This window comes from Streptomyces sp. NPDC014656, from assembly GCF_043084305.1.
GTDB lineage: Bacteria > Actinomycetota > Actinomycetes > Streptomycetales > Streptomycetaceae > Streptomyces.
Genome location: NZ_JBIBZN010000004.1, coordinates 450,155 through 464,936, shown reverse-complemented (window position 1 = coordinate 464,936; position 14,782 = coordinate 450,155). Strand labels below are relative to the sequence as shown.

Genomic DNA, 14,782 nt, shown 5'->3' with positions numbered 1-14,782 from the left:
GAAGTCGTCGTTCGGGGAGGGCGGGGCCCGCCGGGGTCCTGGGGCCCCGGGGGTCGCCCTAGGTCCGGAGAACTTGAAGGACGTGCAGGTCCGGTGCGCGCGGCCGGACCCCCGGGTCCCGCCCCGCGCCGTCGCCGGTGAGCGCGTCGAAGCGCGGCAGCCGGTCCTCGGCGTGCAGCGGCGGATCGAGGGGCGGGGCGCTCAGCACCGCGGGGGAGAGGGACGGGAAGAGGGAGCAGTCGCCCCGGTCGTACGGGCACACGAACGCGGCCCGTCCGGGCGCGGGCACGGGGGTGGCGGCGGGGCCCGGGGACGCCGAGGCGGTGCCGGCGGCGGCGGTCCGCCCGTGCCCCGGATGGCCGCCCGGCCCCGCGGGACCGCTCCCCAGACAGACGAAGAGCGCGGCGAGGAGCGTCGCCACGGCACTCACCAGTGCCATGGGACGCGCGTGCCGGTACGGGCGTTCGAGCCGCAGGGCTCCCATGGGCGCAGATCGTAGTGGGCGAGGGGGCCGCGTGGGCCGAACGGGGTACGACTTCCGGAGGTCCTCGGTTACCTGTGTCACAACCGAACAGGCAGTATGGGTGTGCAACGTGCACGAAACCATGTGGTGGGATGCTCAGGTGCCCCCCGATGTGCCCGAGGCGGTGGGAGCAGGCGGCCTGACCAGCGAGGATGGGTGTGGAAATGGACAAGCAGCAGGAATTTGTGCTCCGTACGCTCGAAGAGCGCGACATCCGCTTCGTGCGCCTGTGGTTCACCGACGTGCTCGGATTCCTCAAGTCGGTCGCCGTCGCCCCCGCCGAGCTGGAGCAGGCCTTCGACGAGGGCATCGGCTTCGACGGCTCCGCGATCGAGGGCTTCGCCCGCGTCTACGAGTCCGACATGATCGCCAAGCCGGACCCGGGCACCTTCCAGATCCTGCCCTGGCGGGCCGAGGCCCCCGGCACGGCCCGGATGTTCTGCGACATCCTCATGCCGGACGGCTCGCCGTCCTTCGCCGACCCGCGCTTCGTCCTCAAGCGGGCCCTCGCCAAGGCGTCCGACCTCGGCTTCACCTTCTACACCCACCCCGAGATCGAGTTCTTCCTGCTGAAGGACAAGCCGCTCGACGGCTCGCGTCCCACCCCCGCCGACAACTCCGGCTACTTCGACCACACCCCGCAGAACGTGGGCATGGACTTCCGCCGCCAGGCCATCACCATGCTCGAATCGATGGGCATCTCGGTCGAGTTCAGCCACCACGAGGGCGCCCCCGGCCAGCAGGAGATCGACCTCCGCTACGCCGACGCGCTCTCCACCGCCGACAACATCATGACCTTCCGCCTGGTCATGAAGCAGGTGGCGCTGGAGCAGGGCGTCCAGGCGACCTTCATGCCGAAGCCGTTCTCGGACTACCCGGGCTCGGGCATGCACACCCACCTCTCGCTCTTCGAGGGCGACCGGAACGCCTTCTACGAGTCGGGCGCCGAGTACCAGCTGTCGAAGGTGGGCCGCTCCTTCATCGCGGGCCTCCTCAAGCACGCGGGCGAGATCTCCGCCGTGACGAACCAGTGGGTCAACTCGTACAAGCGCATCTGGGGCGGCTCCTCCCGCACGGCCGGCTCGGGCGGCGAGGCCCCCTCGTACATCTGCTGGGGCCACAACAACCGCTCCGCCCTCATCCGGGTCCCCATGTACAAGCCCGGCAAGACCGGCTCCTCCCGCGTCGAGGTCCGCTCCATCGACTCGGGCGCCAACCCCTACCTGACGTACGCGGTCCTCCTCGCCGCCGGCCTCAAGGGCATCGAGGAGGGCTACGAACTCCCGGCCGGCGCCGACGACGACGTCTGGGCGCTCTCCGACTCCGAGCGCCGCGCGATGGGCATCGAGCCCCTCCCGCAGAACCTCGGCGAGGCGATCGCCCTCATGGAGAAGAGCGAACTGGTCGCCGAGACCCTCGGCGAGCACGTCTTCGACTTCTTCCTGCGCAACAAGAAGCAGGAGTGGGAGGAGTACCGCTCCGAGGTCACCGCCTTCGAGCTGCGGAAGAACCTGCCGGTGCTGTAGCCCCGGGTCGGGGCGGGCACCGCCCGGAAACGAGGCCGGGGGCCGACGGCGGCGAACCGTCGGCCCCGAGCCGTCCCACCGGGTCCGGGCCGTGGCCGGGCCGCGCCGTAATCGCCTTGCCCCCGGGGGCGGGGGTGTCCAGACTGCCCACCGTGAAGATCGCACCCGTCGCCACCGAGCGGCTCGTCCTCCACCCCCTGACCGTCGCCGAGGGCGAGCGGATCGCCGCGCGGGCGCCGCTGCCGGAGGACCGGTGGGGGGAGGGGTACCCGGGCGTCGGGGACCTCGCCTCGGTCGGGGCGTTCCTGCGGAGGTGCGCCGGGGGCGGGGACCCGGGGGCGTTCCGGACGTACCAGATACGGCTCGCGGCGAGCGGGCTCGTCGTCGGCGGGATCGGGTTCCACGGGCCGCCGGGGGCGGACGGGGACGTGACCGTGGGGTACGGGATCGTGCCGGGGGAGCGCGGGAAGGGGTACGCCTCCGAGGCGCTCGCGGCCGTGATCGGCATCGCCCGGGCGGCCGGGGCCACCGCGCTGCGGGGCGACGCCGATCCCGCCAACGCCGCCTCCCACCGGGTGATGGAGCGGGCCGGGATGCGGCGCGCCCCGGACGGCGACGGCGGCCTCGTGCGGTTCCTGGTGGAACTCGGCGGGTAGCGCTCAGCGCTCCGGGAGTTCCGAGGGAGCCTCCTGGACCACCCAGCCGTTGCCGTCGGGGTCCTCGAAGGCGAGGAAGGAGTTCCAGGTGCCGCCCTTGCCCTCCTCCCAGCCGTCCGCGCCGACGCGCATCACGGGGGAGACGTCGACGCCGGTCCCGACGAGCGCGGCCCTGGCCGCCTCGATGTCGGTGACGCACAGCTGGAGGCCGTGCAGGGTGCCCGGGGCCATCGTCCTGGTGCCGGGCATCGGCGGCATGCCGGAGAGCAGCGCGATCGAGCAGCGCGAGCCCGGCGGGGTCGCCTGGACGATCCGCGTCCCGGGGGCGACCTCGTCGTCGAGGTCGACGGTGAAGCCGCACTTCTCGGCGTAGAACTCCTTCGCCCGGTCCATGTCGGTGACGGGGACCGGGATGACTTCCAGTGTCCAGTTCATGGGACCACCGTCCCGCGCCCGGCCGTGCGCCGCACTCCACCTCGCCGGTCCGTCCGACCTGACGGAAAATCGCCTTCCCTCCGAGCGGGTGACCTGATCTTTTCGTTCGAGGTGCGAGATTGATCGCGAACGACCGCTCCGGCGTCCCCCAACCTCCCTATAGTGACGACGCGTTGGCCGCACCGGCCGTGTCGACGACATGTCCGCCACCGGAGACAGGACTCATGACGCGCTCCCCCTCAGCCGAGCCCGCTCCCGACGCCGCGCCCCCGTCCGGGTGCCCCGCGGCCGTCCCGCTCTCCGGGCCCGGCTTCCAGACCGACCCGCAGGCCCTCTACCGGGCCATGCGCCGCGAGCACGGCCCCGTCGTCCCCGTGGAACTCCCCGGCGGCCTCCCCGCCTGGCTGGTCATCGGCTACCGCGAGATCCACCAGGTCACCAGCGACCCCGCGCTCTTCCCCCGGGACGTCGGCCTGTGGAACCAGTGGCCGCACGTCCCCGACGACTGGCCGCTGCTCCCGATGGTCGGACGGCCCCTGCCCTCCGTCTACTTCACCGCGGGCGAGGAGCACCGGCGCCACCTCCGGATGGTCGTCCCCGCCCTGGAGGCCGTCGACCCCTTCGAGATCCGCGGCCACTGCGAGCAGCTGGCCGACCGGCTCGTCGACGCCTTCTGCGCCCGCGGTACCGCCGACCTGGTCGCCGCCTTCTGCGAACCCCTCCCGGTCCTCGTCCTCGCCCGGCTCGTCGGCTTCCCGGACGACGAAGGCGCCGACATCGCCCGGGTGTTGAAGGACCTCGCAGACGGCGGGCCCGGGGCGCAGAGCGCCCACCAGCGGTTCGGCGCCCACATGGCCCGGCTGGTCGCCGCGAAGCGCGCCGAGCCCGGCGACGACGTGACCTCCCGGATGCTCGCCTTCCCCGAGGAGTTCACGGACGAGGAGTACGTGCTCGACCTGATGGCGATCACCGCCGCGGGCCACCTCACCACCGCCGACTGGATCGGCAACTCCGTCCGGCTGATGCTCACCGAGACCGGCTTCGCCGACTCGATGGCCCGCGGCCGCCGCAGCGTCGCCGACGCGATGACCGAGGTGCTGTGGGAGGACGGCCCCACCCAGATCCTGGCCGGCCGCTGGCCCGTCCGCGACACCCGCCTCGGCGAGCGCCGCGTCAAGGCCGGCGACCTGCTCCTCCTCGGCCTCGGCGCCGCCAACACCGACCCGCTGATCCGCCAGGGCGCCCCCGGCGCGGCCCCCTCCGAGCGCGGCGGCGGCGGCGCCCACCTCGCCTTCAGCCACGGCGAGTACCGCTGCCCCTTCCCCGCCCAGGAGATCGCCGAGACCATCGCCAGGACCGGCATCGAGGTCCTGCTCGACCGGCTGCCCGACCTCGAACTGGCCGTCCCCGAGAGCGAGCTGGTCCGCCGCCCCTCCGCCTTCCTGCGCGGCACCACCGCCCTGCCCGTCCGGTTCACCCCCGTACCCACGACTGGAGACCTCACGTGACCTGCCCGCACGCAGCCGCCCGGGACGCCGCGCCCGTCGTCATCGACCCGATGGTCCAGGACCTCGCCGGCGAGACCGACCGGCTCCGCGCCGCCGGCCCGCTGGCCCGCATCGACCTGCTCGGCGTGCCCGCCCTGGCCGTCACCCGGCACGCCGACGCCCGGCGCCTCCTGCTCGACCCCCGGCTGGTGAAGGACCTGGGCGCCTGGGACCTGTGGACCAGCGGCGCGGTCACCCACGCGTGGCTGCTCATCGGGATGATCGACGCCGGCCGCTCCATGTTCACCGTCGACGGCGACGAGCACCGCAGGCTGCGCGCCAAGACCTCCCAGGCGCTGACCCCGCGCCGCCTGGAGGCGATCCGCCCCGACATCGAGAAGTTCACCGCCGAGCTCCTCGACGCACTGGAGGAGGGCGGCCGGGACGGCGCCGTCGTCGACCTCAAGTCCGTCTTCGCGCAGCCGCTGCCCATGCGGGTCGTCGGCATGCTGATGGGCGTCGACCCCGAGGCGAACACGATGCTCACCCGCCAGTACAAGAAGTTCTTCTCGATGCTCACGCCGCAGGACGAGCGCCTCGCCCTCCTCGCCGAACTCGACGTCTTCTACACGGACCTGGTCCGCGCCAAGACCGCCCTGCCCACCGACGACCTCACCTCCGCGCTCATCCTCGCCGAGGAGGGCGGCGAGCCGCTGACCGAGGAGGAGGTCGTCGGCAACCTCAAGGCGATGGTCGCCGCCGGCCACGAGACCACCATCGGCCTCGTCCTCAACGCCGTCCGCGCCCTGCTCGCCCACCCCGAGCAGCTGCGGACGGTGCTGGCCGGCGAGGTCCCCTGGGAGACGGTGATCGAGGAGACCCTGCGCTTCGACACCCCCACCACCCACCTGCTGATGCGCTTCGCCACCGAGGACATCGAGGTCGGCGACGCCGTCATCGCGAAGGGCGAGGGCGTGGTGATCTCGTACCGGGCGATCGGCCGCGACCCCGAGCAGCACGGCCCCGACGCCGACGCCTTCGACATCACCCGCGCCACGCCCATCCGGCACATGACCTTCGGCCACGGCCCGCACATCTGCCCGGGCGCGGCCCTCTCCCGCGTCGAGGCGGGCATCGCCCTCCCGGCGCTCTTCGCCCGCTTCCCCCGGCTGCGCCTCGCCGTCCCGGACGAGGAGCTGCGCAACCTCCCGGTGATGACCCAGAACGACCTGGAGTCCTTCCCGGTCCTGCTCGACGCCTGACCGCCCGACCGCCCGGCACCCCGAGGTCCGGCCGCCGGACGGCCCCGCTCAGCGCGGGTCCGGCACCCAGCGCAGACGGCCGTCCTGGCCCAGGGCGGCCACCCCGTCCGGGCCCGCCGCCGGCGCGCCCGCCAGGGGGAAGCCGGAGAGGCGCCAGGCGCCGCCGCCCGCGAGCGGGGCCACGGCGAGCCGGCCGGTCCGGGACCGGGCCGCGAGCAGCCCGTCCGCCGCGCTCACCGGGCCGAAGCCCGCGATGCCGGCGGGCGGCGGGGCCACCGGGGCGAGCCGGTCCCGGCCCGCGAAGCCGGCCGCGCGCGGCTCGCCGGTGGCGGGCTCGCGGTACCAGAGCCGTACGCCGTCCCCGGCGGGGGACGGGCCCGCGCTCAGCGCGAGCGTCGTCGCCGGCAGACCGGTCGGCAGCGGCCCGGCGGCCGGGCCGCCGCCGGACGCGCCGGTCCACATCAGGACCGAACCCCGGGTGGCCGCGAAGGCGTAGGTCCGGCCGCGGGCGTCGGTCGCCGCCACCGGGTCGCCGTGCAGGTCCGCCCCGCCGAGTGACCGCCACGGGCCCCAGGCGCCGCCGGGCGTCCGCGCGCGCCCGGAGAGCCGGTGGTCGCCGTCGCGCAGGAAGAGCGAGACCCGCCCCGCGCCGTCCACGGCCACGGCGGGCGCGCTGATGTCCGGCGTCCGGTCGGCCTCGTCCCGCTTCCCGGGCGTGCCGAGCGAGCGCCACGCCCCGAAGCGGCCGCCCGGCGAGGACTGCTCGGCCGTGACGACCTCGCGGCGGTAGCCGGCCGGGCCCGCGAAGGAGGTCCGGGTGCCGAAGACCGCGATCCGCCCGTCCGGCAGCCGTACGGTCCCGATGCCGCCGTCCAGCCCGCCGCCGGGCAGCAGTTCCGGCCCCCGCCAGGACCCGCCGGGCGCCCGCTGCCAGCTCGCGAGCCGCCCGTCCTGGACGCCGAAGGCCAGCAGCCCGCCGTCCGCGTCCCGCTGGAGCCACTCGGTCGAGGAGCTTCGCGCGTACCGCACGGTGCCGGTCCAGTCGCGGCCCTCCGGGCGGTCCGCCATCTTCAGGTCGCCGCAGCCGGCCGGGCTGCCGCAGTGGTCGGTGCCGTCCAGCCACGCGTACGTCCGCAGGCTGCGCAGCTTCTCCTCGGCGGTGCGGCGGTCCAGGGCCTGCGGCAGTTCGGTGTTCGGGTAGCCCATGTAGCTCTGCACGCCGACCCGCGGGTGCCCGGGCCGCTGTGCCCACCGCGCGAGCGCCGCCTGCGCGAACCGCGCCCCGTACGCGTGGTCCTGGTGGTCCCGCAGCCGCCCCGTCCCCGCGTGCGTGCCGGGCGTCGGGTCGAGGGTGCGGACGAAGGTCGGCCGGAAGCGGTCGAGCAGCCCCGTCAGGACCGCCACCACCTGTTCCTTCGAGTACGCGAAGTCGGCGTCGACCGGCGTCCCGGAGGCGCGCAGCGAGCCGAGCGCGGGTATTCGGCCGTGCCACAGGCCCCGCAGGCTGTGCGGGCGGTCGCCGTAGGGCGAGCCGGCCTCGCGCAGCTGGAGCCAGACGAGCCGCACCCCGGGGCGGGCCCGCAGGGTGTCCAGCTCGGCGGCGCCCCCGCCCGCCGTGGGGATCGCCGTCCGGTCCCAGGGGCTGGTGCGGTCGCCGGTGACCATCTCGGCGTACGCGGCGCGGATGCCGTTCTGCCGGGCCTCGGCGTAGGCGGGCTTGTCCGGCGCGGTCACGGCGGCCCGCCCGGGGCGGGAGTTGACGCCGTTCGCCTCGCCCGCCGTCAGGTAGACGGTGGTCAGCGGGGTCCGGTCGGCCAGCGACTGCGCGGTGTCCGGGTTCATGAAGTACAGGTCGTCGTCCGGGTGCGAGACGAACTGCACCACGGAGACCGGGGCGGCGGTCCGGGCCGGGGCGGACGTCTCGGCCCGCGGGCGCGGGGCGCCCGGCGCCGCCTCCTCCTGGGCCGCCGTCGCCGTGAGCACGCCCGCGAGGGTGCCGCCGGCCAGCACGGCGGCCGTCGCCACGGCCACGGCGGCCCGGCGGTGACGGAAGGGGCGTATGAGGCGGGCGGGACGGACGGGGCGGAGGGGGCGGCGAACGGGCATGGGCGCGGCAGGGCTCTCTACCTCGGGGACGGGTGCGCGTCGGCGGTGACGGGCGCCGCGCGGGCCGGCGCCGGAGCGGCGGCCGCGCCGGGACGACGACTCACATGGCTACAGGGCGGGGGCCGCCGACGGGTTCCGAAAACGGCCCGATGTGCCCGACGTCACGTGTGATCCCCGCCGGACCGGGCAGGAGCGCCCGGTTCCGGGCGGCGTAGGCGACTGCGACTGCGACAGCGGCCGGCTCCGTGGCCCGCCGGCCCGCCGTGCGGGAGCGGGCCCCGGGAGCGGCCCCCCGGGAGGCTCGCCGCGCCCCGCCCCGCACGCCCCCGGCGGTCGCTGCGGATAGGCTCGACGGGTCGGGCGTGCGGCTGGAGGGAGCGGCGGAGATGACGGTGCCGGGGCGCAGGAGCAGTACGTTCTCACGGCTGCTGCGGCACGGGTTCACCGATCCGTCCGGAGCCGAGCGGCTGCTCGGCCTGCCCGAGCTCGCCGCGCTGCGCGGCGACCCCGTCCTGCTCGACGCGCTGGGCGCCACCGCCGACCCCGATCTCGCCCTGCGCGGCCTGGTCCGGCTGGCCGAGGCGCAGCCCGAGACCGAGCGGGGGACCTTCACCACCACCCTCCTGTCGGCCAAGCCCTTCCGGGACCGGCTGCTCGGGGTGCTCGGCGCCTCGGAGGCGCTCGCCGACCACCTGGCCCGGCACCCGAAGGACTGGGAGACCCTGGTCACCTACGAGGCGGTCGACCTGCACCCGGGGGTGACCGAGTTCGAGCACGGGCTCGCCGGGGCGAGCGACCCGGTGGCCCTGCGGGTCGCCTACCGCCGCTGCCTGCTCGGGATAGCGGCCCGGGACGTGTGCGGCACCACCGACGTCGCCCAGACGGCCGCCGAGCTGGCCGACCTGGCCACCGCCACCCTGCGGGCCGCGCTCGCCCTCGCCCGGGCGGCCGAACCCGCCGACGCCGCCCAGTGCCGGCTCGCCGTGATCGCCATGGGCAAGTGCGGCGGCCACGAACTGAACTACGTCTCCGACGTCGACGTGATCTTCGTGGGCGAGCCGGTGGAGGGCGCCGACGAGGCGAAGGCGCTCCAGGCCGCCACCCGGCTCGCCTCCCACCTCATGCGGATCTGCTCCGAGACCACCGTCGAGGGCACCATCTGGCCGGTCGACGCCAACCTCCGCCCCGAGGGCCGCAACGGCCCGCTGGTCCGCACCCTCTCCTCCCACCTCGCCTACTACCAGCGCTGGGCGAAGACCTGGGAGTTCCAGGCCCTCCTCAAGGCGCGGCCGGTGGCCGGCGACGCCGAGCTGGGCAGCGCCTACGTCGACGCCGTCTCCCCGATGGTCTGGCAGGCCGCCGAGCGCGAGAACTTCGTCACCGACGTGCAGGCCATGCGCCGCCGGGTCGTCGCCACCATCCCCGTCGACCGGGTCGACCGCGAGCTCAAGCTCGGCCCCGGCGGCCTGCGGGACGTCGAGTTCGCCGTCCAGCTCCTCCAGCTGGTGCACGGCCGCAGCGACGCCACCCTGCACAGCGGCTCCACCCTGGGCGCGCTCGCCGCCCTCGCCGCCGGCGGCTACGTCGGCCGTGCCGACGCGGCCCAGCTCGACGAGGCGTACCGCTTCCTGCGCGCCATGGAGCACCGCATCCAGCTCTACCGGCTGCGCCGCACCCACCTCGTCCCCGAGGGCGAGGAGGACCTGCGCCGCCTCGGCCGCTCCCTCGGCCTGCGCACCGACCCGGTCGCCGCGCTGAACAAGGAGTGGAGGCGGCACGCGTCCGTCGTCCGCCGCCTGCACGAGAAGCTCTTCTACCGGCCGCTGCTCGACGCCGTCGCCCAGCTCGCCCCCGGCGAGACCCGGCTCAGCACCAAGGCGGCCGGCCAGCGCCTCGAAGCCCTCGGGTACGCCGACCCCGCCGCCGCCCTGCGCCACCTGGAGGCGCTGGCCTCCGGCGTCAGCCGCAAGGCCGCCATCCAGCGGACCCTGCTGCCGGTGCTGCTCGGCTGGTTCGCCGACTCCGCCGACCCGGACGCCGGCCTCCTCGGCTTCCGCCGGGTCTCCGACGCGCTGGGCAAGACCCCCTGGTACCTGCGGCTGCTGCGCGACGAGGGCGCCGCCGCCGAGAACCTCGCCCGGGTCCTCTCCGCCGGCCGGCTCGCCCCCGACCTGCTGCTGCGCGCCCCCGAGGCGGTCGCCATACTCGGCGATCCCGAGGGGCTGGGGCCGCGCGGCCGGGACCACCTGGAGCAGGAGGTCCTCGCCGCCGTGAACCGCGCGGACGACGCCGAGCAGGCCGTCGCCGCCGCCCGCGGGGTGCGCCGCCGCGAGCTGTTCCGTACCGCCGCCGCCGACCTCATCGACTCGTACGGCACCGAGGACAGCCCCCGCACCTCGGACCCGGGCGCCCTCGTCGACCGGGTCGGCGAGGCCGTCACCGACCTCAACGCCGCCACGATCGCCGGCGCCCTGCGGGCCGCCGTGCGCGCCGAGTGGGGAGACGAACTCCCCACCCGCTTCGCGGTGATCGGCATGGGCCGCTTCGGCGGCCACGAGCTGGGCTACGGCTCCGACGCCGACGTCCTCTTCGTCCACGAACCGCGCGAGGGCGTGGACGAGCAGGAGGCCGCCAAGGCGGCCAACCGGGTCGTCACCGAGATGCGCCGGCTCCTCCAGCTGCCCACCACCGACCCGCCGCTGCTGATCGACGCCGACCTGCGCCCGGAGGGCAGGAGCGGCCCCCTGGTCCGCACCCTCGCCTCCTACGGCGCCTACTACCGCCGCTGGTCCCTGGTCTGGGAGTCCCAGGCGCTGCTCCGGGCCGCCCCCATGGCCGGCGACCCCGACCTCGGCCGGCGCTTCGTCGAGCTGGTCGACCCGCTCCGCTACCCCGCCGAGGGACTCGGCGAGGACGCGGTCCGCGAGATCCGCCGGCTCAAGGCCCGCATGGAGTCCGAGCGGCTGCCGCGCGGCGCCGACCCCACCCTCCACGCCAAGCTGGGCCGCGGCGGGCTCAGCGACGTCGAGTGGACCGTCCAGCTGCTCCAGATGCGGCACGGCTGGGCCGAGCCCGGCCTGCGCACCACCCGCACCCGGACCGCGCTCTTCGCCGCCCACGCCGCCGGGCTGGTCTCCACCGAGGAGGCGCAGACCCTGGACGAGGCCTGGGTGCTGGCCACCCGGGTGCGCAACGCCGTCATGCTCGTCCGCGGCCGCCCCGGCGACACCTTCCCCTCCGAGCCGCGCGAACTGGCCGCGGTGGGACGCTACCTGGGCTACGCCCCGGGCCATGTGGGCGAGATGGTCGACGACTACCGACGGATCACCCGCCGCGCCCGCGCGGTCGTCGACGAACTCTTCTACGGCGCCTGACGGTTGGGGCCCGGCCCGGCGCCCTTCGCCGCGCCGGGCCCGGCCGGATACGATCGTGGCATGGCCCTGATCATGAGCGACGTGGACCGGTTCGAGGCGGCGCGGCCCCGGCTGGAGGCCATCGCCTACCGGATGCTCGGCTCGTCCGGCGAGGCCGAGGACGCCGTGCAGGAGACCTACCTGCGCTGGCAGGCCGCCGACACCGGCCGCATCGAGGTGCCCGAGGCCTGGCTCACCAAGGTGCTCACCAACTACTGCCTCAACCAGCTCACCTCGGCCCGCGCCCGGCGAGAGACCTACGTGGGCCAGTGGCTCCCCGAGCCGCTGCTCACCGGCGACCCGATGCTCGGCCCCGCCGACACCGCCGAGCAGCGCGAATCCGTCTCGTACGCCGTCCTCGTCCTCCTGGAGCGGCTCACCCCGAACGAGCGGGCCGTGTACGTGCTCCGCGAGGCCTTCGGCTACGCCCACCGGGAGGTCGCCGAGATCCTCGACATCGGGGAGGCCGCCGCCCAGCAGCTCTTCCACCGGGCCAAGAAGCACCTCGCGGAGGGCAGGGCCCGCACCGAGATCGACGGGGCCGCCGCCCGCAGGATCGTCGAGGAGTTCCTGGCCGCCGCCACCAGCGGGCGTACCGAACCGCTCGTCCGGCTGCTCACCCAGGACGCCTCCGCCCTCGGCGACGGCGGCGGCAAGGTCCCCGCCCGCGCCAGTGCCTTCGAGGGCGCGCGTGCGGTCGCCACCTTCCTGCGCGGCCTGTTCAAGCCCGCCCCCGCCAAGCGGGCCCTGGTCGGCGGCGTCCCCGGCATCTACGCGGGCGTCGCCAACGGCGAGCCCGCCGTCATCGCGGTGGTGGACGGCCGGGTCGTCGGCATCTCCTGCCTGGAGGTCACCCCGGACGGCATCGTCGCGGTCCGCAGCCAGGTCAACCCGGACAAGCTGCGCCGCGCCACCGAGCGGTGGGCGGCCGGGGAGCACGGGGCCCCGCTGTACACCCTCTGACACCCCCGCGAAGGATGTGACGCGGGTCACATTCGGATCCTGTCAGGAAACGCGGGGCCGTCCGGTTCAAGGTGCGAGACCGCGCCGGAGAGACGGCGCGGACCCCGTACGGACAGGAGCCCGGTCATGCAGCACCGCATCGTCGTCCTCGGAGCCGGCTACACCGGAGCCGTCGCCGCCGGCCGCCTCGCCAGGCGGCTGCACCGCGAGGACGTGAGCATCACCCTCGTCAACGCGGAGGCCGACTTCGTCGAGCGCGTCCGCCTGCACCAGCTCGCCGCCGGCCAGGACCTCGCCCCCCGCCCCTTCGACGCGATGTTCGCCGGCACCGGCGTCCGCCTGGAGCTCGCCCGGGTCGCCGCCGTCGACGCCGACCGCAGGACGGTCACGGTGGACGGCGCCGCCGGACGCGAGGAGCTGGCGTACGACTCCCTGGTCTACGCCCTCGGCAGCGGCTGGAACGACGGCGGGGTCCCCGGGGTCGCCGACCACGCCCACGAGCTCGCCTCCCGCCCCGGCGCCCTCCGGCTCCGCGAGCGGCTGGCCGCCCTGGAGGCCGGGCGGACCGTGGTGGTCGTCGGCGGCGGCCTGACCGGCCTGGAGGCCGTGACCGAGATCGCCGAGAGCCGCCCCGACCTCGACGTGGCCCTGGTGGTCCGCGGCGCCCTCGGCGACTGGCTCTCCGAGAAGGGCCGCGGCCACCTGCGGACGGTCCTGGGCCGGCTCGGCGTCACCGTCCACGAGGACCGGTCCGTCGCCGCCGTGGCGGCGGACCGGGTGACCACCGCCGACGGCGCGGACCTCCCGGCCGACGTCACCGTGTGGACCACCGGCTTCGCCGTCCACCCCATCGCCGGGGCCAGCGGCCTGGAGCTCGCCGCCGACGGCCGGATCGTGGTCGACGGGACGATGCGCTCGGTCTCCCACCCCGAGGTCTACGCCGTCGGCGACGCGGCGATCGCCGCGGGCCCGAACGACAAGCCGCTCCGGATGTCCTGCGCCTCGGGCGTCCCCATGGCCTGGCAGGCCGCCGACGCGCTCGCCGCCCGGCTCGCCGGCGTCGAGGTGCCCCGCGTCGGCATCCGCTACGCCCAGCAGTGCGTCTCGCTGGGCCGCGGGGAGGCCCTGATCCAGTTCGTCACCGCCGACGACCGGGCCAAGGAGAAGGCCCTCACCGGCCGCTTCGCCGCCCGCTACAAGGAGCTCATCTGCAAGGGCGCCGCCTGGGGCGTCGCCCACCCGACGCTGGGCCTGCCCACCCGCCGGCGGCGCGTGGTCCGGCAGGAGGCCCGGGACGCCGTCGGCGCGCGGGCCGTCGCCTGAACGGACCGGCGGAAGCCGTCCCGGCCGCGCCTCCGCGGCTGCCCCGGTCCCGGCTCCGGAGACGCCGAGGGCCCCCGCCGGCGGAACGGCGGGGGCCCTCGGCGCTCACGGCCGGATCACCTTCCGGAGCCGACGCGCTCCTCGCGGTCCGCGTCCCGCCCGGCGTCCGCCCCCCGCGTCACGGGGGCGGGCGCCTCCGCCTCGAAGGGGACCAGCGGCTCCACCCGCTTCGAGAGGCGGTGGGGCCAGGTGCCGTACCAGAAGTAGGCGACGAGGAAGCCGAAGGCGAGGCAGACCATGCCGCCGACGGCGTCCAGCCAGAAGTGGTTGGCGGTCGCGACGATCACGACCAGGGTCGCCGCCGGGTAGAGCAGGCCCAGGATCCGGGCCCACGGCGCCTTCGCCAGGAAGAAGATCGTCAGCCCGCACCACAGCGACCAGCCGATGTGCATCGACGGCATCGCCGCGTACTGGTTCGACATGTGCTTGAGGTCGCCCGAGGCCATCGAGCCCCAGGTGTGGTGCACCAGGACCGTGTCGACGAAGTCCTTGCCCTCCATCAGCCGCGGGGGCGCGAGCGGATACAGGTAGTAGCCGACCAGGGCCACGGCGGTGGTGGCGAAGAGGACGGTGCGGAACGCGGCGTAACGGCCCGGCTGCCATCGGTACAGCCACACGAGCACACCGATGGTGACGACGAAGTGCAGCGTCGCGTAGTAGTAGTTCATCGACACGATGAGCCAGGTCACCGAGTTCACCGCGTGGTTGACGGCGTGCTCGAAGGCGAGGCCGAGGGACTCCTCGGTCCGCCAGATCCAGTCCGCGTTCCGCAGCGCCTCGGCCTTCTGCTCCGGCACCGCGTTGCGGATGAGCGAGTACACCCAGTAACTGATGCCGATCAGCAGCAGTTCGAACCAGATGCGGGGACGCCGTGGAGTGCGCGCACGCAGCCAGGCCCACCGCCCGTCGGCCACGATGGGTGACGACGGGGTCGTCCGGTCGTCCAAACTCTTCACGGTCGTTTCACCCATAGGCAGAGAGTTTGCCAGATCCACGCCCCCCGACCGATCATCCCTCGGTCGGGTGTA

The 14,782-nt window shown here is 75.1% G+C and carries 11 protein-coding genes; 7 read left to right on the top strand and 4 right to left on the bottom strand.

The genetic code is table 11. The features are described 5' to 3' along the window. Positions 1–58 precede the first annotated feature (58 nt). Positions 59–484: a hypothetical protein gene (locus tag ACF1ED_RS12770; RefSeq protein ID WP_391759493.1), complete on the bottom strand. Its 426-nt coding sequence runs from the start codon at positions 482–484 to the stop codon at positions 59–61. Positions 485–687: 203 nt separating this feature from the next. On the opposite strand from ACF1ED_RS12770, the gene ACF1ED_RS12765 reads away from it, so the two are divergent. Both ACF1ED_RS12765 and ACF1ED_RS12760 read left to right on the top strand, forming a co-directional pair. After that, positions 688–2,049 (top strand): glutamine synthetase family protein, encoded by a 1,362-nt coding sequence (locus ACF1ED_RS12765; protein WP_030755173.1) that lies wholly within the window; start codon positions 688–690, stop codon positions 2,047–2,049. A 152-nt stretch (positions 2,050–2,201) separates the two neighbouring features. Continuing rightward, the gene (locus ACF1ED_RS12760) at positions 2,202–2,705 is read left to right on the top strand and encodes a GNAT family N-acetyltransferase (protein WP_391759491.1); all 504 of its coding nucleotides are present in this window, start codon (positions 2,202–2,204) and stop codon (positions 2,703–2,705) included. Between the two features lie 3 nt (positions 2,706–2,708). Here the strand turns inward: ACF1ED_RS12760 and ACF1ED_RS12755 are convergent, their stop codons facing one another. Then, positions 2,709–3,140, bottom strand: coding sequence for a VOC family protein (locus ACF1ED_RS12755; protein ID WP_391759489.1), 432 nt, complete (start codon positions 3,138–3,140; stop codon positions 2,709–2,711). Positions 3,141–3,364: 224 nt separating this feature from the next. On the opposite strand from ACF1ED_RS12755, the gene ACF1ED_RS12750 reads away from it, so the two are divergent. Both ACF1ED_RS12750 and ACF1ED_RS12745 read left to right on the top strand, forming a co-directional pair. Beyond that, positions 3,365–4,648: a cytochrome P450 gene (locus ACF1ED_RS12750; protein WP_391759487.1), complete on the top strand. Its 1,284-nt coding sequence runs from the start codon at positions 3,365–3,367 to the stop codon at positions 4,646–4,648. Next, entirely contained in the window at positions 4,645–5,889 is a 1,245-nt protein-coding gene (locus ACF1ED_RS12745) for a cytochrome P450 (protein ID WP_391759485.1), read from the top strand. Before ACF1ED_RS12750 ends, ACF1ED_RS12745 begins: the two co-directional genes overlap by 4 nt. Before the next feature lie 48 nt (positions 5,890–5,937). Here ACF1ED_RS12745 and ACF1ED_RS12740 read toward each other — a convergent pair whose 3' ends face one another. After that, the gene (locus tag ACF1ED_RS12740; RefSeq protein WP_391759483.1) at positions 5,938–7,920 is read right to left on the bottom strand and encodes a PIG-L family deacetylase; all 1,983 of its coding nucleotides are present in this window, start codon (positions 7,918–7,920) and stop codon (positions 5,938–5,940) included. Between the two features lie 461 nt (positions 7,921–8,381). Between ACF1ED_RS12740 and ACF1ED_RS12735 the strand changes: the two genes are divergently transcribed. The 3 genes from ACF1ED_RS12735 (at position 8,382) to ACF1ED_RS12725 (ending at position 13,694) form a co-directional block, all read left to right on the top strand. Beyond that, the gene (locus tag ACF1ED_RS12735; RefSeq protein ID WP_391759481.1) at positions 8,382–11,369 is read left to right on the top strand and encodes a bifunctional [glutamine synthetase] adenylyltransferase/[glutamine synthetase]-adenylyl-L-tyrosine phosphorylase; all 2,988 of its coding nucleotides are present in this window, start codon (positions 8,382–8,384) and stop codon (positions 11,367–11,369) included. Between the two features lie 60 nt (positions 11,370–11,429). Beyond that, on the top strand, positions 11,430–12,371 hold the full coding sequence (gene sigJ, locus ACF1ED_RS12730; RefSeq protein ID WP_391759479.1) for an RNA polymerase sigma factor SigJ: 942 nt from the start codon (positions 11,430–11,432) through the stop codon (positions 12,369–12,371). 126 nt (positions 12,372–12,497) lie between these two features. Further along, entirely contained in the window at positions 12,498–13,694 is a 1,197-nt protein-coding gene (locus ACF1ED_RS12725) for an NAD(P)/FAD-dependent oxidoreductase (protein WP_391759477.1), read from the top strand. A gap of 116 nt (positions 13,695–13,810) precedes the next feature. Here the strand turns inward: ACF1ED_RS12725 and ACF1ED_RS12720 are convergent, their stop codons facing one another. Then, complete coding sequence (locus tag ACF1ED_RS12720) at positions 13,811–14,725, bottom strand: phosphatase PAP2 family protein (RefSeq protein WP_391759475.1); 915 nt, start codon at positions 14,723–14,725, stop codon at positions 13,811–13,813. Between the last annotated feature and the right edge of the window lie 57 nt (positions 14,726–14,782).